Raw genomic sequence first — 19,529 nt, 5'->3', positions numbered from 1 at the left:
TAAAAAAAGTGAAAAGCCGCAACTTTTCACCTTTATGTTTTGATTATATTTATCCTGAATAGCTTAAATGTTATTCATTTCAGCTTTAATCTTAGAGTAAAGACCTTCTGAAGCCTGAACTAAGGGAAGTCTCAGATAATTCTTGATAATCCCTTTTTCAGCCAATACCACTTTAATTCCGCAAGGGTTTCCTTCAGCAAAAATCAAACGGGTAATTTCTACAAGTTTATTATGAATTTCATAAGCTTCTTTTACTTTACCTTCAAAAGCAAGCTGCACCATGGTAGAAAACTCTTTCGGATACCCCTGTCCTATTACAGAAATAACTCCATTTCCTCCAGCAAGGGTTACAGGAAGTGTAAATTCATCATCTCCGGAAACCAGTGAAAAGCCTTCAGGCTTTTTTCTTAAGATATCAAAATACTGAAGAATATTTGGTGCTGCTTCCTTAATCATAAATAAATTCGGAAATTCTTTTGCAATACGGATTGTTGTATCAGCTTCAATATTTTGTCCTGTCCTTGAAGGGACATTATAAATAATAATATTTTTCCCGGTTGAAGCTAAAGCCTTGTAATGCTGATAAAGTCCCTCCTGGTTAGGTTTGTTATAATATGGCGAAACAGAAAGTACAGCTTCAAACGCAGAAAGATCAGCTTCTTCTATCTGTTTCTTGACTTCAAGAGTATTGTTACCGCCTATCCCCAATACTAACGGAAGACGTTTATTATTTACCTTAATGATATGCTCAATTACCTGTTTCTTTTCCTCAGCAGAAAGTGTAGCAGCTTCCGCTGTAGTTCCCAATACTACTAAGTAATTGGTTCCGTTTTCAATATTATATTCAACAAGTTTTGTTAAACTGTCGAAGTCAACGGATAAATCTTCATTAAAGGGTGTTACCAATGCAACACCTACTCCTTTTAAAATGCTCATCTGTTCGAATTATTTTTGTCAAATTTAATAATTTACAATAAGAATTTGTAACAAATAATAATGTTTTATTATTCATATGGTTATATTTGCATATACTAAAAGATATTATGAAAAATAAATTCTTGTTACTAGGAATTGCTTTGGTGTCACTTACGGCCTGCAAAACAGCTTCCCCGCTGCAAATTGCAAATGTACAGACCCGGAAAAATATTTCTATTAATAACGAACTAAAAAATGATGAGGAGTTTGTAAAAGTGATTGAGCCCTATAAGCTGAAACTGGACAAAGAAATGAACCAGAAAATCTCTCACACAAGTGTAGATCTTACCAAGCAGGGAGACAATAGCAATCTGGGTAATCTTTTAGCAGATTATACATTTGAAGGTGGAAACGAATGGGCAAAAACAAACCTTAAGAAGAATGTGGATGCCGCATTAATCAATATCGGGGGGATCCGTACAACAATCGCGAAAGGTGATATCATGCTGAAAAATGTTTTTGAAGTTATGCCTTTTGAAAATGAAGTGGTGATTGTAAAAATGAAAGGAGCAGATTTACAGGATCTGTTTGAATATTATGCAAAAACACAGGTCAACAATCCTGTTTCTCATTTATATATTGAAACAAATAACGGACAGGTAATCAAATCTTTAATCAACGGAAAAACAGTAGATCCGGCTAAAGATTATTATATTGCCACTTCAGACTATCTTGCACTGGGTGGGGACAATATGAAATTTTTTGCCAAAGGAGAAACCATTGCTACAGGAATTAAAATGAGAGATTTATTTATTGATTATTTTAAAAAATCTCCTGAAGTTGTAGTAGGCTCAGATGTTCGTTTAAATTTTATCGGGAAGAAATAATGGATAGAAAAAGTTTTTTAAAAGCAATTGGCGGCGGTACTTTAGCAATGGCTTTAGCTCCCGGCATGATGAAGGCAGAGGAATTAGCTATTCCAGGATTAAAGTATGCCCATAAACTTACTATTCTCCATACTAATGATCAGCATAGCAGAATAGAACCTTTTGATTCAAGTTACACAAAAAACCCTGATCAGGGAGGCTTTGCAAGAAGAGCAAGCTTGATTCAGCAAATCAGAAATCAGGAAAGCAATGTTCTGCTTCTTGATTCAGGAGATATCTTTCAGGGAACTCCTTATTTTAACTTTTTTGGAGGAGAGCTGGAGTTCAAATTAATGTCTATGATGAAATATGATGCTTCTACCATGGGAAATCATGATTTCGACAATGGATTGGATGGATTCTTAAAAGTTCTTCCAAATGCAAAATTTCCATTCATCTGTTCCAATTACGATTTTAAAAATACCGTTCTGGACGGAAAGACTTCCCAATACAAAATTTTTAATAAAGACGGAATCAAAGTAGGTATTTTCGGAGTTGGAATTCAACTGGAAGGTCTTGTAGGTAAAAAGCAGTATGGAGAAACGGTATATTCTGATCCGGTAGATGTAGCACAACACTACTCAAATCTCCTTAAAAATGACTTAAAATGCGATCTTGTCATCTGCCTTTCCCATATCGGGTATGACTATAGAGACGAGCCTAATAAAATAAGTGACAAAATTCTGGCCGCCCGAACAGAGAACATTGATATTATTCTGGGCGGACATACCCATACTTTTCTTCCGGAACCTCAGACATATACCAACAGACAGGGTAAAAACGTATTGGTTAACCAGGTAGGCTGGGCCGGTCTTCTTTTAGGCAGAATAGATTTTCACTTCGATATCAATAAAAACGTACAGCATATCTCCTGGAACAACCAGGTAATTGACAGCAGCATAACCGTGTAATATGAAAAAACTCTCTTTAATTTCTCTTGGTATTTTAGCATCCCTGCAACTTACAAAAGCTCAGGTCATTTCATCAAAAAAATGGGCGGATCTTTTTTCCTACAATAATGTTCTGGCTATGAAGGAAGACAATGGAAAAATAATAGCCGCAACAGAAAACGGAATATTCTATTATACCATAGCAAGCGGAGAGATCACAAAACTGTCCAAAGCCAACGGACTGCATAATGTTGGAATAACTGCTTTTGATTATAATGCACAGACAAAAACAGGTCTTATCGGATATGCAGACGGATCAATGGATGTAATTACTCCCGATGAAATCAAATATATTGTTGATATTCCTATTGCAACAGGTTATAACGGCAATAAGAAGGTGAATCACATCTCAATAACAGGTGACCAGGCTGTTATTTCTGTAGGTTATGGAGTATCCATCTTTAACCTGAAGAAAAAAGAATTCGGCGATTCCGCATTCTTCATCAGTGCAGGTGTATATGAAGCCAGTAATGAAGCAACTATTTTTGGAAATAAAATATACTCGGTTACCAACACCGGGCTGAAAAGTCATGAAATCAACAATACTTTTCCGGTATATGCTACATGGACTACAGAAGTTCCCGGAGCATTCAATAATATAGATGCGGAAACTGAACTGGTATTTTCATCTGCTACCTCAGCATTTTTGTATAATAATGGTACCCCCACTCCACTTCCGGCAAGTTTTGCCGGTATTAAGGATGTTGTTGTAACCTCCACCAATATTGTAGTAACAGATAACAGAATATATACATTCGGTACCAATGGTATTTCTTTAGGGGCAGTAAGCCTTGGGGAATCCTGCAATACCGCTATCATGGCCGGAGGAAAAGTGCTTGGCGGAACTGTATTCTCCGGAATAAAAGATGAAAGCAACAATACTTATAAACCTTCAGGCCCCTATTTTAATTTTGCTTACAAATTAAATTTATACGACAATAATCAGTTGTTGGTTTCCACCGGGGCCAGAGCAGACATCTATAATTTCCCGGTTGACAACCCAAAGAAACCTGGTTTTTATTATTTCACCGGTACTGAGTGGGTTTATCCTTCATTCTTTATCAATAATGCCAGACAGACCAATGTTTTGGATGCGGTATTCAACCCTACCAATAATAATGAAGTGTTTTTTACCAACTACACGATGTTTGATAATGGAGTTTATAAAATGAAGTATAATGCAGGAAGCAAAGATTATGAATTCGTAAAATACTATAATCTGGGAGCAGAACCATACTACCGCCGGCCTGTAGGTTTTGCCACCGATGCCCAAAATAATCTTTTTGTATCGGTCGGATTTACAGACAGCGGCAGTCCTTCCATAGGAATCTATGATAAAGGAGCCGACGATTTTGTGGTTAAAAAATACAATTTTGCAAGTTCAGGAGTTCAGAAGCCAATTCTTCATGAAAATATGCTGTGGATCCCTTTGCCCAGAACAAATAACTTTTGGGTAAATGAATATAAAACGGCTGATAATATTTCTGATGATACAGATTATATGCTAAAGGAATCCAATGGGCTGGGAGGAGAAGGAACATTATCTGTGGCTTTTGATAAATCAGGAGATGCCTGGATTGGTACTGATAATGGTTTAAGAATTCTTCCTAATGCTGCCACCGAAATAAAGACCCCGGCTCCTACAGCCTCTCCTATTGTTATTGAACAAAACGGACTCGCTGAAGAACTTTTCAGAGATTCCCATATTTTACAGATAGAAGTGGATGGCGGAAATTACAAATGGGTTTCTGTAGAAGGGGGTGGTGTATATTATTTATCTTCCGACGGACAAAAAACAATAAAGCATTTTACAAAAGAAAATTCGCCTTTACCCACCAATAGTATCACAGATATAAAAGTGGATAAAAAAACAGGTAAAGTATATTTTGTTACTTATAATGGAATTGTAACCTATCAGGGAGATGTTGCAGATGTAAATTCTAATTTCGGAGATGTACTGGTATATCCGAATCCGGTAGTTTATTCTAATTTCAAAGGAAAAGTTACCATAAAGGGATTAGCAGAAAAAACCAATATAAGAATTGTAGATGCTGCAGGAAATGTAGTGCACTCAGCTGTTGCCAGAGGAGGATATTATGAGTGGGACCTAAATAATCAGAAAGGGACCAGAGTAGCATCAGGCATTTACTTTGTATTGATGACCAACGAAGACGGTTCTGATAAAGCTACAGCTAAAATAGGGGTGGTCAATTAATGAATTCACAAAACGGATTTTTACTTTCATTTATTAAATATGGGGAAAATGATGCGGTTCTGCATTGTTTTACAGAAGAAGAGGGTTTTCAGGCTTTCTTCCTGAAAGGGATTTATTCTAAAAAAAACAAAAAGAAAGCCCTGCTCCAACCATTGAACAGACTCAATTTCTCTATAAATCCTGCAAGAGGTAATGGCATTCCTTTGGTTTCAAAATTTGAATTGGTAAAAAACAACGATATTTATACTGATATTAAAGCTAATACGGTCATTTTTTTTATTGCTGATTTTCTGAACCAGATCCTTAAATATGAAAATAAAAACCCCGGTATCTTCCTCAGTATTGATGAATTCATTGAGGAACTGATCCATAAAAACTATCAGTCACATCTTCTTTTTTTACTGGCCATTTTAAAAATTCAGGGAGTTGCTCCATTACTCACTGAAGGAAATTTTTTAGATCCGGAAACAGGAACGTTTTCAGCAGGTTTAACTCATCAGCTCTTCAGTGAAGAGATTTCTGCGGTATGGAAAACAGCCCTTACCACCGAAAATTTTTATACAACCAAAGTTCATCCCTCGCTGAGAAAAGATTTTCTTGATAGTCTCCTGGTCTATTATCACTATCATATCACTGATTTTAAAATACCTGCATCATTGGAAATTATCCAACAGATATTTGAATAAAAACACCATAATAAAAGATCAGATTTCTTTATTATTATCACTATTCGCAGAGATCTCTGTTTCTGACTTGGCCATTTCTTTCCTTGAAAATCTCGGCTGTAAAATTTTTGCAATCAATCCGGTCCAGCCTGTCTGATGGGAAGCTCCTACTCCCCGGCCGTTATCCCCATGAAAGTATTCGTAAAATAAAATATAGTCTTTAAAGTCCGGATCAGTCTGGAATCTTTCATACTGTCCGTTTACAGGCCGTTTTCCATTCTCATCTTTTAAAAATATCCTGGAAAGTCTCTTACTTAACGAATCTGCAATCTGGTCCAGGTTAGAATAATTTCCGCTTCCGGTGGGATATTCAACTAAAAAGTCGGGACTATAATAAAAGAAAAACCGCTGGAGGCTTTCAATAATGAGAAAATTAATAGGAAACCAGATAGGTCCACGCCAGTTGCTGTTTCCTCCGAAAAGCCCGCTGTCACTTTCAGCAGGTGTATAGTGTACCGAATATTCTGTTTCATTCAGATTCAAAGTGTATGGCATCTGTTCATATTCTTTTGATAAAGCACGTACTCCATAATCACTTAAAAATTCTTCAGGATTCAACATCCTTTTTAAAAGCCTTTTTAAGCGGTGCCCACGCAGTAAAGACAGAAGATGCTTGGAGTCCTGCCCCTTTACCTGCCATCTGGAAACCAAAGCAGCAAGTTCAGGCTTATTATTCAGCACCCATTCCATTCTTTTCTTAAAGTCAGGAAGATTTTCAATCATTTCATCATCTATGACCTCTACGGCAAACATAGGGATCAAACCCACGATTGTTCGGAATCTTAAATACATATGAGTTCCGTCACTGGAAGCAATGGCATCATAGAAAAACTCATCTTCCTCATCCCAGAGACTGAATTTTTCATCTCCCATATTATCCAGTGAATTGGCAATAGCCAGAAAATGTTCAAAAAACTTTATCGCCAGTTCCTCATATACTTTATTATACAGAGCCAGTTCCAAAGCAATTCTCATCATATTGAGAGCGAACATTGCCATCCAGCTTGTTCCGTCCGACTGTTCAAGCTGTTCTCCATTGGGCAGTACTGAATTCCTGTCAAAAATCCCTATATTATCAAGTCCCAGAAAGCCTCCTTCAAAAATATTATTTCCGTTGCTGTCTTTTTTATTGACCCACCAGGTAAAGTTCATCAGTAGTTTCTGAAATGCGCTTTCCAGAAATTCAAGATCCGGCTTACTTCTTAAATATTCATCAATTTTAAACACTCTGAAAACTGCCCAGGCATGTACGGGAGGGTTTACATCACTAAGATTCCATTCATAAGCAGGAAGCTGGCCATTCGGATGCATATACCATTCGAACAGAAATAATTTCAGCTGGTGTTTGGCAAAATCCGGGTCAATCAACGAAAAACTAATGGTATGAAAGGCCAGGTCCCAGGTTGCATACCATGGGTACTCCCATTTATCAGGCATCGAAATAATATGTTCATTGTTCAGATGCTTCCAGTCATAATTTCTTATTTTTTCACGGGATTTCGGAGGTGGTATTTCTGCAGGATCTCCTTTCAGCCATTTTTCAACATTATAATGGTAGAACATTTTATTCCACAACATTCCTGCAAATGCCTGCCGCTGTACCAGCTTTTCATCTTCCGAAGCTATTCCTTTCTGAATATCTGCATAAAATTCATCTGCTTCAGTATGACTTACTTTAAAAACAGCATCAAAATCCCCGAAAGGATCTTTTAATTCTTTATCTGAAATTCTGAATTCAAATACTTTAGTTTCTCCGGTTTTGAAAGCTTCATCAATAAAAAAAGAAGCTTTTGTTCCTGTATTTTTTGGATTTATTGCCTGAGAATTTCCGTTTATCACAAAATTGTTGATTCCATCTTTACAATATTTTGACTCATTGGGTGCTTTATAAAGTCTCTCATTATTTGTTTCATTATTGCAAAACAGAACCTTTGCAGATTGCCGGGCATATATATTTCTGATTTCAAGATCCTGATGGCTGGCTCTGATCCGGTCCGCTTCTTCAGCATACAGCTGTGGTTTGTAATCATTATATCCCCAGTTCCAGGTATTACGGAATCAAACTGTTGGCAAAATAATGAGGAAAGCTTCTTTTTCAGATTTATTGACAATGGTAAGCCTGACCAAAATATCGTTCTGACTTTCTTTTGCATATTCAATAAAAATATCAAAGTATTCATTATGATCAAAAACGCCTGTATCAATAAGTTCATATTCCGGCTCTGTTTTATTTCTCTCTGAATTGGTTTTTATCAGGTCATCATAAGGAAATGCATTTTGAGGATATTTATATAGCATCTTCATGTAAGAATGCGTGGGAGTAGAATCCAGATAATAAAAATACTCCTTTACATCTTCACCATGATTTCCCTGGCCATTGGTGAGTCCGAAGAATCTTTCCTTAATCATTTTATCCTTCCTGTTCCAAAACCCGAAAGAGAAAACCAGTCTTTGAAGATCATCGCAAATTCCTCCTATTCCTTCCTCTCCCCAACGGTATGTTTTGGCTTCCGCTGTATCATGACCGGTATAATTCCAGGCATCACCATTTTCACTGTAATCTTCCCGCACAAGTCCCCATTCGCGGTTACTTACATAAGGCCCCCACTGCTTCCATGAAATATCCTGAATTCTTTGTTTTTCTGACATAGATGAGATTGTTTATACAATGGTAAAATGTATTTATAATGACAATAACCAGCTTTAAGTTTTCTTTACAGCATGAAAACCTGGTGATCCTATCCTCCTGTTGAAAAGCTTTCAAACGTAGTCATACCCCCGTCAACGAAAATGCTCGCCCCTGTGATATAATCAGCAAAATCACTGGCAAGAAATACAGCCAGATTCCCGATATCCAACGGTTGTCCGATTCTGTTATAAGGAATAAGAGTAAGAAGAGCACTGAGTGCTTCCGGAGTATTCCATGCATTTTGATTAATTGGAGTCTGAATGGCTCCCGGACAAATGGAATTGACACGGATTTTATCAGCTCCATATTCCTGTGCCAGGGTTTGCATCAGCATTCGTACAGCCCCTTTACTTGCCGCATAGTTGGCATGCCCTGCCCAGGGAATAATCTCATGAACAGAACTTATATGAATAATTTTACCACAGGCAATAGATCGTGCAGGATCTATTCCCCTCCGTAAAAATTCTTTAATAGCTTCCCTGGCACACAGAAACTGCCCGGTAAGATTGACCCCGATTACTGCGTTCCACTGATCAAGGGTCATATCTGTAATCCTGGCATCTTTCTGAATCCCTGCATTATTGACAAGAATATCTACTGTTCCCCATTCAGCAATAACCTCACTAAACATGCTGATCACCTGATCCTCCTTAGAAACATCACATTGATAAATCATTCCCTGCCCCCCGGCATCTGTGATCTCTTTCAAAACAGCTTTGGCTTCTTCAATAGATCTTTCCGAAGAGTGATTGACAATAACCGTTGCCCCTGCTGAAGCTAAAGATTTTGCGATTCCTGAGCCAATTCCACTGGAAGCACCTGTAACTACAGCCACCTGATTATGAAGTGATATTTCCATGTTTTATAATTTGATGTTACTCAAAGTTATGGAAAGAATCAGCAGGATAACAATTTTTGAATTTAAAATTTTCTTAAAGCTTTTTGTACATCAGATACTGAAGTCCGCTTTTTCCTATTCTTGTTTTTCCGTCATGCAGATATCCCGATTTAAGATAAATATGATAGGCAGATTCATTTTTATGGTTTACAGCCAAGACAATTTCATTACAGCTCTTAAAATGTTCTCTGATGAAATCATCTACCTTCTGCATAGCAGCTATTCCAATACCTTTTCCCTGCATGGACGGATTTACAGATAATGACCTTATCAAAACAGAGTTAGCGTTATCAGTAAGTTCAAACTTATCTTTTCCAAAGTCAAGCACAAAGAAGCCAACGGGTTGTTCGCCTTCCAGAATAGTCACCGGAAAAGCATCATGATCTTCCCTTTCTTTAATTCTCTGGAGGGCTTCTTCTGCTGTAGCTGTAAATTGTGACTGCTCATCATTCAGCACATAACAGATTGATGAAAGATCGGCTGTATCAAAAAATTCAAGACTTACCATATTATGATTTAATGATGATAAATATCTTCATACATGACTCCCGCCCGTATTTCTACAGGAAGTTTATTTTCCTGAGGAACAATAGGACAGTTATAATCGTAAGCATTATAAGCACAATAAGGCTGATAAGATTTATTAAAATCCAATATGATGGTATTCCCTTCCGGAATTTTCAGGTCCATATATTTACCCCCTCCATATGTTTCTTTTTCATTGGTAGCATCTCTGAATGGAAGGAAAAGATAGTCTTTATATTTTTTTTGTTTAATCAGATCCAGGCTTTGATATAAAGTCAGTGTATATGATTTTTCATCCAGATCAAATGTAGCTTTTCCATATTCTCTGTAAGATTTGGTTTTGCCTGAAGAGGTGGGAAGATCAAAAGGTTGGGCATCTTTTGTCTTAATAAATTTAGCTGTGATCCTGTATTTGATATCAAACGGAAAGAAAGGATGGCCTTTGAAATTCTTAAAATTATCATCCCGCAGGGGAGTTTCTTTCGGGTTTAGATATTCTGCGTTAAGTTCTTTCCGGAATTTTTCCACTTCTGCTTCTTCCTTTGATTTTTTCTGAGAAAAGAAACACATTGGAATAATTAAAAACAACAGGATATATTTTTTCATAGAACCTAAATTATAAGTAAAACTATGAATTTTTCATTGTATAAAGAGTTAAAATTATAATAAAAAGTATAATCTATTTTAAATAAAATAAGTAGCGGTTTGTGTAGCATACTTTTTGAAAATTAAAGCGCATGGACAGGAAAACATTTATTAAGACAAGTGCACTAGCTATTTCAGCAGTGTATTTTTTTCAGCCTGATTTCTTTATGGCGGCAGAAAAGAAAACTGCGTTTCCCGGGGAAGTGATTGACGCACCTGTTGTTATTATTGGCAGTGGATATGGCGGAGCTGTGTCAGCATTGCGTCTTTGTGAAGCAGGAAAAAAAGTGATTTTACTGGAAATGGGACTTAATTGGGAGAAAGCAGGAATTCCGTTTTCCAATCTTCTTAAACCCGGCAAAAGTTCTGCGTGGCTTAAGAAAAAAAGCATTGCTCCTTTTATGAATATTTTTTCTTTAACTCCTTTTACCGGAACTCTTGACCGACTGGATTTTGATCACATTAATATCTGGGTAGGAAGAGGTGTCGGCGGAGGATCACTTGTTAACGGAGGAATGGCGGTTACCCCGAAAGAAAGTTATTTTAAAGAAGTTTTTCCTGATCTTGATGCCGAAAAATTTTACAATTATTATTTTCCTCTGGTCCGCAAAGAATTAAAGGTAAATGTCATTGACGAACAATTTCTTAAAGAATGTCCTTATTATAAATTTACCCGTGTGGGAGAAGCTGAAGCACAAAATGCAGGTTTTAAAACCATGCGGGTTCCGAATGTTTATGATTTTAAATACATGGAAAGAGAATTCCGGAATGAAGTTCCCCGTTCAGCGCTCAATACTGAGGTCATTTACGGAAATAATTACGGTAAAAACAGCCTGGATAGGACATACCTGAAAAAAGCAATGGACACCGGAAATCTTGAGATTCTTGATCTTCACAGGGTTGACCATATAAAGCTTAATGATGATAAAGGCTATACATTAAATGTACAACAAACTGACACTTCGGGAAATAGAATCGCTGACAAAAGTTTCCGGTGCAAAAAGCTTATTCTTGCAGCAGGAACTATGGGAACCTTACAGCTGTTAATGCAGTCAAATGCCATTAATAATTTTCCTCTCAACGAACGAATCGGGAAAAATTGGGGAAACAACGGAAACTTTATGACCGGAAGAAACTGGGTCAGGCCTTTAACCGGGGGCACAGGTTCAAAACAATCAACAATTCCGGTAGGAGGAATTGATAACTGGGATGATGATGAGCATCCTTTTTTCACAGAAATTGCTCCATTACCTATGGGAATGGATGTTGCAACAGCTTTATATCTGCTGATTAACAGAGTTGATAAAAAAGGAGAAGTATCTTTTGACCACAATAGCCGGTCTCTGAAGGTAAACTGGGATGAAAGTAATACGGCAAATATGAAAGAAAATGCCAGGTTCTTTATTAGAAAAATGAATAAAGCAAATGGTGGTACCAGAAGCCACTTTCTGTTTCATAATGGTTTAGGAGCCGACATCTGTTATCATCCGCTCGGAGGCTGTGTATTGGGAGAAGCTACTAATGAATATGGTAAACTGAAAGGACACGATAATCTGTATGTTCTGGATGGATCATTAATTCCGGGAACAATTGGAGTAAACCCTTTTGTTACAATTACCGCTATTGCAGAATACTGCATGGAGAATCTGATCAGCCAGAATGAATTTACCTGATCAAGGCATTGATCTTACTTCAGAAAGATAATTCCGGATATCTTCCTCGAGCTTAAAAGGATAGGTAAAATCCAGTCTTTGAGCTACAGATGTCCCCAGTTTATGAACCAGATCTGCATAGGCAAACAAGGCAGACCAGTTTTCTTCAATATTACTCCCTGAAAATGTAGACTCCACTTCATTCCACATCCCTGCAGACAAATATTTTTTAAAAAGCCTTCCGTGCTTATTGGTCGTTATCATATTCCAGTCATGATTACCGGCAATATACCATTCAATCAGAGGAACCAGGTAATCTGTCCGCAATACATTTTCGGACATAAATTTAGCATAAAAAATATCTTCCCGTTTAAGGCATTTTGCCACATATGTCGTATCCCACCAGAAATCATTGATCAACTGCTGAAATTTTTGTTCTTCAGGAGGATGAATCATAACAGACTGATAAGTGGGAGGCTTCATATTTTCAGTCAGAGCGTCTTTATCAACCAACACCTGATATCCAAGATCCCAGTCTTCAGGAAGAACTTTTTCTTTCACATCTTCCAGGAACTCTGATACCTGATAAAGCTTAAAATCAACTTTTACATGATCTTTGTACAAAACCATTTTCATGGCATGTTTTCCTTCAAAGACCGTATCACTTTCCTCAATCATGGATATAGGATCTCCGAAAATACTGATCCAGCTATTGTTGACTTCGTAAGCTTTTCTGCTTTCTAAAACGAGTTCTACATCAAGATCACTGAAGTCATCTACCGGAGCATAGGGATTTACCAGTGAACTGGTTAATAAAACAGCCCGTATATCGGGATTGTTTTCAGCCCAGTCAATGATCTGGTTCAGTTTTTCCTCTCTTGCTCTCATACTAGTAGGATTCTGATATTTTCACACGGTAAACATCAGAAGAGTTTCTTTTGATAGCTTCTACAAAAAAACCACCTTCCTCAGGAATTACCTCTTTAAGATCGAAACTTTTACAATCTTTTGGCAGCCCCGAAAATACAAGGGTAAACCAAAAGTCCTGCATAAAAGGAACAGGGGTCCAATAGGGTGAAATTGAAATATTTTCAGCGTGAATAAGCTTGCTCCTGTGATCAGAATGGTTATCAAAAAGATAAGTTGAATGCCAGATTCTGATCAGATTCCCTAAAAACGGGGATGCAGGAAAACAGCAGTGGACAATAACCTGCTTCTCCTCTTCTATTTTAGTCTGAAGAGATTCCAGAAGTTCCTTTGCGATAACCGGTTTTACAATTATTTCTTCCACGCTTTTAATGATATTGAGAAGAAGCAATGAGTAATAAAATATATTACTCATTGCTTATATATTAATATTCTAATTCTAATTTTTCTTTTGTATAATTTCTGATCTCTTCAGTAAGTTCAGGGTGTTCTGCAAGCTTCTTACCGTAAGAAGGTACCATTTCCAGCAGTTTTTCTTTCCACTCTCCATGAAGTTTTTCAGGGAAGCATTTCTCAAGAACATTTAACATTGCATATACTGCTGTGGATGCTCCCGGCGAAGCTCCCAATAAAGAAGCAATGGTACCGCTTTTATTGACAACGACTTCTGTTCCAAATTCAAGCTTACCGCCTTCTTTCTCGTCTTTTTTAATGATCTGAACCCTTTGTCCTGCTACTTTTAATTCCCAGTCTTCTTCCTTCGCATCCTTAATAAATTCCCTTAGATGCTGCATTCTCTGAGACTTTGTCATTGCTACCTGCTGAATAAGGTACTTTGTAAGAGGGATGTTGTGCCACCAGGCTCCGAATAAAGATCTCAGGTTTTTAGTATTTACACTTTCCGGTAAATCAAGATAGCTTCCCTCTTTCAGGAATTTTGTTGAAAACCCGGCAAAAGGTCCGAAAAGCAGTGCTTTTTTACCGTCAATGATTCTAAGGTCAAGGTGAGGTACAGACATCGGCGGAGCATCTACTGTAGCCTGGGTATATACTTTTGCCTGATGTTTTTCGACCAGGTCCTGGTTATGACTTACAAGCCATTGTCCCGAAACAGGGAAGCCACCATATCCTTCACTTTCTTTGATATCGGAGCTATCCAGTAACGGAAGTGCATATCCTCCGGCCCCGATGAATACAAAATCAGCAGCTACCTGCTGTTTGTGATTATGGATTCTGTCTTTTACCTTCATTTCCCATTTTCCATTTTCTTTCGGGTCTATATCTTTTACTTCATGATACAGAAAAACCTCTACATTAGAGTCTTCAAGAAGATGTCTTCCCATCTTTCTTGTTAATGTTCCGAAGTTCACATCCGTTCCCATATCCATCTTCGTTGCTGCCATAACTTCAGACTTATTTCTCTTACTCATTACCAATGGAATCCATTCCCTTAGTTTATCATGATCGGTAGAAAACTCCATTCCTGAAAAAAGAGAGGATTCTGTCATTTTATCATGACGTTTCTTCAGATATTCAGCGTCTTTTTCACCGAATACCAGGCTCATATGCGGACAGGAATTAATAAAATCTTTCGGTTCCTGGATATATCCTTTTGTAACCAGATACGCCCAGAATTGTTTCGAGATCTCAAACTGCTCAGCAATACTTTCAGCTTTTGTAATATCAATGGTTCCGTCTGGCTTTTCAGGGGTGTAGTTTAGCTCACAAAAAGCGGAGTGCCCTGTTCCGGCATTGTTCCATGCTGCTGTACTTTCTTTGGCAAATCTCCCAAGTCTTTCAAAGATGGCAATTTCAAGATTTGGATCAAATTCATGCAGCAGCGTTGCTAAAGTGGCGCTCATGATTCCGCCACCTATCAGTACAACGTCGTATTTAGGTTTCGGTGTTCTGCTTGTAAGCGATTGTGACATAATTTTAAATTTTACTTCAAATTTCGGGAAAAGTTTTAAAAAGAAAAACGCGTTTTAGGATTTTAACACGTTATTTTTTATTGAAAAAACAGATATGAATTACACAATATATAATGATGGAAAGTATCAATTTATTTTGTTCATTTGATTTATCAAAACCATCATATCAGGTTAAAGAAAAATGGTATACCGGTCTTTAAAAAAAGACCGTCCGGCCTTTGTGGCCAGACGGAGCAATATATTGTACTTCTTATTTTTAATTCAATTTTGCAGTAAGCTTTTTAAATTGTTTTTCTGCATTCTTACCTTCATACAGAATCGCATATACAGTATCTATAATCGGCAGTTTAAGATTCTTCTGTTTTGCAGTTTTGTAAATAGAATCCGCAGCATAATATCCTTCTGCTACCATGTTCATTGACTGAATGGCTGATTTTACGGTATACCCTTTTCCGATAAGATTTCCTAAGTTCCTGTTTCTTGAGAAAAGGGAATAGGCCGTTACCAGAAGGTCCCCAAGATATGCACTTTCGTTTACATCTCTCGGTGCTTCATAGATAGCTTCCAGGAAAGTTTCCATTTCACGGATGGCATTTGATACAAAAACTGCTGTAAAGTTATCTCCGTACCCCAGCCCGCTTGCAATTCCCGCCCCGATCGCAAAAATATTTTTAAGAATGGCACTATACTCATTTCCTAATATATCTTTGCTGGAATGTACTTTGATAAAATCTGAACTGAAAATTTCCTCCAGCTTTTCAGAGGTTTCATCTTCGACAGCTGCAATTGTAAGATAAGAAAGTCTTTCCATCGCTACTTCTTCCGCATGACAAGGGCCGGCAATGACTGCCTGATTTCTGAAACCTATTTTAAATTCATCACGCAGATAGTGAGCAACTACATCATTCACTTTGGGAATAATCCCTTTAATTGCTGAAATAAAAATCTTATCCGAATAATCACAGGTCATTTTATCCAGGGTATCGGACAGGTAGATGGACGGTGTTGCCAGAACAACAATGTCACAGGCTGAGACCAGTTCATTAATATCGGTTGTCAGTTTTAAGCTCTTGAGGTTAAAATGAGCTGCTGTCAGATAAGTAGGATTATGCCCGCGTAATTCAATTGCTCCTTTTACAAATTCACTTCTTACGCACCAGTGTACAACTTTACAGTTTTCAACAAGCATTTTTACAATAGCGGTTGCAAAGCTTCCGCTTCCTACAACTCCTACAGAAATATCCTTTTTATTCTTTTTTGGATTCGAAGATTCTGAAATAATTTTCTTTTTAGCCATAATTGGAATGTGAAATGCAAAGATATTAAACATAGGCGTAACAAAGGCTTTGAAACCATGATAAAAGCCATTTTCTGAAAAAATTAACACTTCAACACAATTAAACAGGTAATTAACCGTTAAATACAGAAAATTCTGCATTTTAATTAAAAATAATCTCCAAAACTTATTTTTAATTAAATTTGCAACTTCAAACCGTTTTAATTTTACCAAGAGAAGAAATTATGAAGAAATTTCTAAACAGCAGGAAGAACGTAAACATTCTCCTAGGAGGACTTTTATTAGTAGTTTTTGCACAAGGAGTATTTATTGCCAAGTTATTCTCTGAAAGGGATGACAAAACTTATGAAGTAAACCTTGTAAAAATCAATACTGAAAAAGACAGTGTAGATTATTTGAAAATGAAAACAGATCTTAATCTTGTAGATCAGACTGTAGCCCAGCTTAACTCTTTCCTTAAATCCAAAGATATTTCAAACGAAAAGCTGATGGTCCTTAGCCAGGACAGTATTTCAAATTCTGTATATCTGGCAAAGCAGGCCAACCGGTACAGCCAGTATTTAATGGATCTGCAGAAAAAATTAATGCAGGTTCCTTTAGGGATGCCAACAGACGGATATATTTCTTCAAATTTTGGGATCAGGAAAAACCCAATTCCTTTTAAAACTGTTTTTGCTTCTGTAAAAACAAATGTCACTCCTGAATCCAAACCTGTTGCTGCTGCCCCAAAATCTGAGGTGAAAGCTGAACCTGTTGAAAAGATTATTGAAGTGACGGACAGTTATGGAATTAAAAGAGAAATCAAAGTCATGGTAACCCCTAAGGCTACACCCGAAGCTACTGTTTCAACACCGGCTGCAGTAAAATCTGTTGCTGCCAATACGACCGCTAAATCTTCTCCTGCAGAAAAAAACAACCCTCCTGCAGAAGCTGATCAAATGCAATTTCACAAAGGGCTGGACATTGCTGTTGCCTATGGTTCTGATGTAAGAGCTGCCGCAGCCGGGACCGTAATTTTCTCTGGACAGAAAGGGGGATATGGAAACTGTGTTATTGTTTCCCACGGAAATGGCTTAGCTACCCTTTATGGGCATTTATCACAATTGATTTCAAAAGTAAATGATAAAGTAAAAGTAGGTCAGGTGATCGCCAAATCAGGAAATTCAGGCCGTTCTACAGGACCACATCTTCATTATGAAGTACACAAAAACAATACACCGGTAAATCCGAAACTGTTTATGAATCTATAAAAGAAAGGCTATCGTAATGGATAGCCTTTTTAGTTTCAATCTTTTGAATCTAACCTATGGAGATCTGTCCAGATGGTCAATATTTCAAATATGCTTAAAAATCAACACAGATCTCCTATGGATAAATTTTTATTTTAAAACCTTTAGAGTTCCTTTCAGATGGGTAAAGGTTCCATCAGGACCTGCAATATTTGAGTACACTATATTTTTATTATAATCCTGGATATGAGTTACATTGAAACCTAAATGAGGTTCATGCCAGTATACCATGAAAACATTTTTAGCGACTTCCACCGCAGTATATTCTACTGTATCTGTACTGTTCTTTGAAGTGCCTGACATTCCGGTAAAAGTCATCGCCCTGTTATCTTTAAAGTCTAAAAGGAATTTAATGGCTCCAAAATCTACCTCTACTTTATGGCCGATCGCAGGATAAGGTGATTTTAAATCCCAATCCATTTCCCCAAGAAAAACTTTCGCTCCCATTTCCAGTTCATTTTTCCCTGGAAGATCAGGATATTTTTTAACCATAAAATCTACAATTGCAGGAGTAGTTTTACTTTCAGTTACTGCCTGTTTATAGTTTTCCAGGTAACTTTTCACAAAATCAAGGGATTTTGGTGATGTAGAAGGTTTTGCAAAATGAGAAGGAACCACCTGTTCCGGTTTCAGTGCTTTCATCGCCTCAATCTGTCCTATCCATTGATCAATTGCATGTACATTCTTAGTATCTGCCATCCAGAGATGTGAATCTACAGAAACTGAAATTCCACCTAGAATAGTTTTAATAGATGGAATCCAGAGAAAACTATGCGCAGGATCTTCTGGATTTTGTCGGATTTCAATTTTATTCCCCTCCAGATCAGGAATTGAAGCAGCTGCTTCTGGAACTATAATTTCTGACGGGGCATCTGATTTCAGCTGTGTTTTCCAGACTGAAAGTTTATCATCTTTTGAAGCAGATATCAGATAGGCTGTCTGGGCTGTTGATATAATTTTTGCATGAGGAAAGGCGTTTTTTATAACATCCAGTCCAAAATAAAAATCAGGATCACTATGGGAAATAAAAACGGTTTTCAGGTTCTTTCCTGTTGCCTTTATCTCTTTCACCAGCTGTTCTGCATATTGCTTCTGAAATTGAGCATCAACAAGCATAGCATCTTTATCACCATAAATAATGGTAGAAGTGATAGGGAAAATAGCATTGCTGCCCGGATTATACACTTTTACTTTGAGATTCCCGGCAAATATGCTGATAAATCCCAGCAGCGTCAATAATGACAATAATCTCTTTTGTATCATTTCTGTTCTTTTATATGTTAATAAGCTGCTGTAAAACGTTCACGAATATGGTTGTTCTGCTCCAGTTCATCTACTAAAACTACAGCTACATCCTCTACAGATAAACGGCTTCTTCCATTTTCATCAAATACCGGAGTTTCCAGAGAAGTTCTGTATTTACCAGTCCTTTCTCCTACATTTGCCTGATTCATTTCTACAGCCGGGCTAAAGAATGTCCAATCCAAAGTATTGTTTTCTTTGATTTTATTCAGATAATCCCTGGCAGCTGTTGCTCCAGGTTTGTAAGCATCGGGAAAATCCGGTGTATCCACAATCTGTATATGATCCGGTGTATAAAGACTTCCGGCACCTCCTACTACAATAAATCTTTTCACTCCAGCCTGCTCTACTGCTTTTTCAATATTTTCAGAACCGTTTAAGAAATCATTATAAAGATTGGGGTTTGCCCAACCTGCATTAAATGCACTTATAACAGCATCACTTCCCTTTAAGGCTTCTGATAATTCATTAACATTATTTACATCAATACTTTTTGCTGTTACATTTTCCTGTGTTTTTACCTTTGATGCGTCTCTTACTAATGCTTCAACAGCGTATCCTCTGTTTACTAATTCTGTTACTATATGGGCTCCAACAAATCCGGTTGCACCAATTACTGCTACTTTTTTCATAATATTTTATT

At 37.3% G+C, this 19,529-nt stretch carries 16 protein-coding genes and 1 pseudogene; 6 read left to right on the top strand and 11 right to left on the bottom strand.

Annotation, left to right across the window (positions count from 1 at the left end; genetic code table 11):
- Positions 1-63: 63 nt before the first annotated feature.
- Positions 64-936: a 4-hydroxy-tetrahydrodipicolinate synthase gene (gene dapA / locus DRF59_RS09265; protein ID WP_115958980.1), complete on the bottom strand. Its 873-nt coding sequence runs from the start codon at positions 934-936 to the stop codon at positions 64-66.
- A 107-nt stretch (positions 937-1,043) separates the two neighbouring features.
- Between dapA and DRF59_RS09260 the strand changes: the two genes are divergently transcribed.
- Genes DRF59_RS09260 through recO form a run of 4 tightly spaced genes read left to right on the top strand, consistent with a single transcriptional unit; the run spans position 1,044 to position 5,692 of the window.
- On the top strand, positions 1,044-1,802 hold the full coding sequence (locus DRF59_RS09260; RefSeq protein ID WP_115958978.1) for a 5'-nucleotidase C-terminal domain-containing protein: 759 nt from the start codon (positions 1,044-1,046) through the stop codon (positions 1,800-1,802).
- Entirely contained in the window at positions 1,802-2,752 is a 951-nt protein-coding gene (locus tag DRF59_RS09255; protein ID WP_115958976.1) for a bifunctional metallophosphatase/5'-nucleotidase, read from the top strand. Before DRF59_RS09260 ends, DRF59_RS09255 begins: the two co-directional genes overlap by 1 nt.
- 1 nt (position 2,753) lies before the next feature.
- Positions 2,754-5,006 carry a type IX secretion system anionic LPS delivery protein PorZ gene (gene porZ, locus DRF59_RS09250; RefSeq protein WP_185144912.1) on the top strand — a complete coding sequence of 751 codons (2,253 nt, stop codon included), beginning with the start codon at positions 2,754-2,756 and terminating at the stop codon, positions 5,004-5,006.
- A complete protein-coding gene (gene recO, locus DRF59_RS09245) occupies positions 5,006-5,692 on the top strand; it encodes a DNA repair protein RecO (protein ID WP_115958974.1) in 687 nt (228 codons plus the stop codon). Before porZ ends, recO begins: the two co-directional genes overlap by 1 nt.
- 18 nt (positions 5,693-5,710) lie before the next feature.
- On the opposite strand, the pseudogene DRF59_RS09240 reads toward recO, so the two are convergent.
- The 4 genes and pseudogenes from DRF59_RS09240 to DRF59_RS09225 form a co-directional block, all read right to left on the bottom strand.
- A pseudogene (locus tag DRF59_RS09240) lies at positions 5,711-8,380 on the bottom strand (MGH1-like glycoside hydrolase domain-containing protein).
- 89 nt (positions 8,381-8,469) lie between these two features.
- Complete coding sequence (locus DRF59_RS09235; RefSeq protein WP_115958972.1) at positions 8,470-9,279, bottom strand: glucose 1-dehydrogenase; 810 nt, start codon at positions 9,277-9,279, stop codon at positions 8,470-8,472.
- A 73-nt stretch (positions 9,280-9,352) separates the two neighbouring features.
- Positions 9,353-9,826, bottom strand: a complete 474-nt coding sequence (locus DRF59_RS09230; RefSeq protein ID WP_115958970.1) for a GNAT family N-acetyltransferase — start codon at positions 9,824-9,826, stop codon at positions 9,353-9,355.
- An 8-nt stretch (positions 9,827-9,834) separates the two neighbouring features.
- The gene (locus DRF59_RS09225; protein WP_115958968.1) at positions 9,835-10,449 is read right to left on the bottom strand and encodes a DUF1684 domain-containing protein; all 615 of its coding nucleotides are present in this window, start codon (positions 10,447-10,449) and stop codon (positions 9,835-9,837) included.
- A 131-nt stretch (positions 10,450-10,580) separates the two neighbouring features.
- Here DRF59_RS09225 and DRF59_RS09220 point away from each other — a divergent pair, with 131 nt between their 5' ends.
- Positions 10,581-12,161, top strand: coding sequence for a GMC family oxidoreductase N-terminal domain-containing protein (locus DRF59_RS09220; RefSeq protein WP_115958966.1), 1,581 nt, complete (start codon positions 10,581-10,583; stop codon positions 12,159-12,161).
- On the opposite strand, the gene DRF59_RS09215 is transcribed toward DRF59_RS09220, so the two are convergent.
- The 4 genes from DRF59_RS09215 to DRF59_RS09200 all read right to left on the bottom strand — a co-directional run bounded on the left by DRF59_RS09215 (position 12,162) and on the right by DRF59_RS09200 (position 16,295).
- Positions 12,162-13,028 (bottom strand): AadS family aminoglycoside 6-adenylyltransferase, encoded by an 867-nt coding sequence (locus DRF59_RS09215; protein ID WP_115958964.1) that lies wholly within the window; start codon positions 13,026-13,028, stop codon positions 12,162-12,164.
- Between the two features lies 1 nt (position 13,029).
- The gene (locus tag DRF59_RS09210) at positions 13,030-13,482 is read right to left on the bottom strand and encodes a hypothetical protein (protein WP_241505513.1); all 453 of its coding nucleotides are present in this window, start codon (positions 13,480-13,482) and stop codon (positions 13,030-13,032) included.
- A gap of 10 nt (positions 13,483-13,492) precedes the next feature.
- Positions 13,493-14,998: a malate dehydrogenase (quinone) gene (gene mqo, locus DRF59_RS09205; RefSeq protein WP_115958962.1), complete on the bottom strand. Its 1,506-nt coding sequence runs from the start codon at positions 14,996-14,998 to the stop codon at positions 13,493-13,495.
- A gap of 256 nt (positions 14,999-15,254) precedes the next feature.
- Positions 15,255-16,295: an NAD(P)H-dependent glycerol-3-phosphate dehydrogenase gene (locus DRF59_RS09200; RefSeq protein WP_115959278.1), complete on the bottom strand. Its 1,041-nt coding sequence runs from the start codon at positions 16,293-16,295 to the stop codon at positions 15,255-15,257.
- Between the two features lie 224 nt (positions 16,296-16,519).
- Between DRF59_RS09200 and DRF59_RS09195 the strand changes: the two genes are divergently transcribed.
- Positions 16,520-17,545, top strand: a complete 1,026-nt coding sequence (locus DRF59_RS09195) for a M23 family metallopeptidase (RefSeq protein WP_115958960.1) — start codon at positions 16,520-16,522, stop codon at positions 17,543-17,545.
- A gap of 129 nt (positions 17,546-17,674) precedes the next feature.
- On the opposite strand, the gene DRF59_RS09190 is transcribed toward DRF59_RS09195, so the two are convergent.
- Positions 17,675-18,847: an MBL fold metallo-hydrolase gene (locus DRF59_RS09190; RefSeq protein ID WP_115958958.1), complete on the bottom strand. Its 1,173-nt coding sequence runs from the start codon at positions 18,845-18,847 to the stop codon at positions 17,675-17,677.
- 17 nt (positions 18,848-18,864) lie between these two features.
- A complete protein-coding gene (locus DRF59_RS09185) occupies positions 18,865-19,518 on the bottom strand; it encodes an NAD(P)-dependent oxidoreductase (protein ID WP_115958956.1) in 654 nt (217 codons plus the stop codon).
- Positions 19,519-19,529: the final 11 nt, after the last annotated feature.

It is taken from the genome of Chryseobacterium flavum, from assembly GCF_003385595.1.
Classification (GTDB): Bacteria; Bacteroidota; Bacteroidia; order Flavobacteriales; family Weeksellaceae; genus Chryseobacterium; species Chryseobacterium flavum.
The sequence above is the reverse complement of the archived record's forward strand: the minus strand, read 5'-3'. Positions and strand labels throughout refer to the sequence as shown.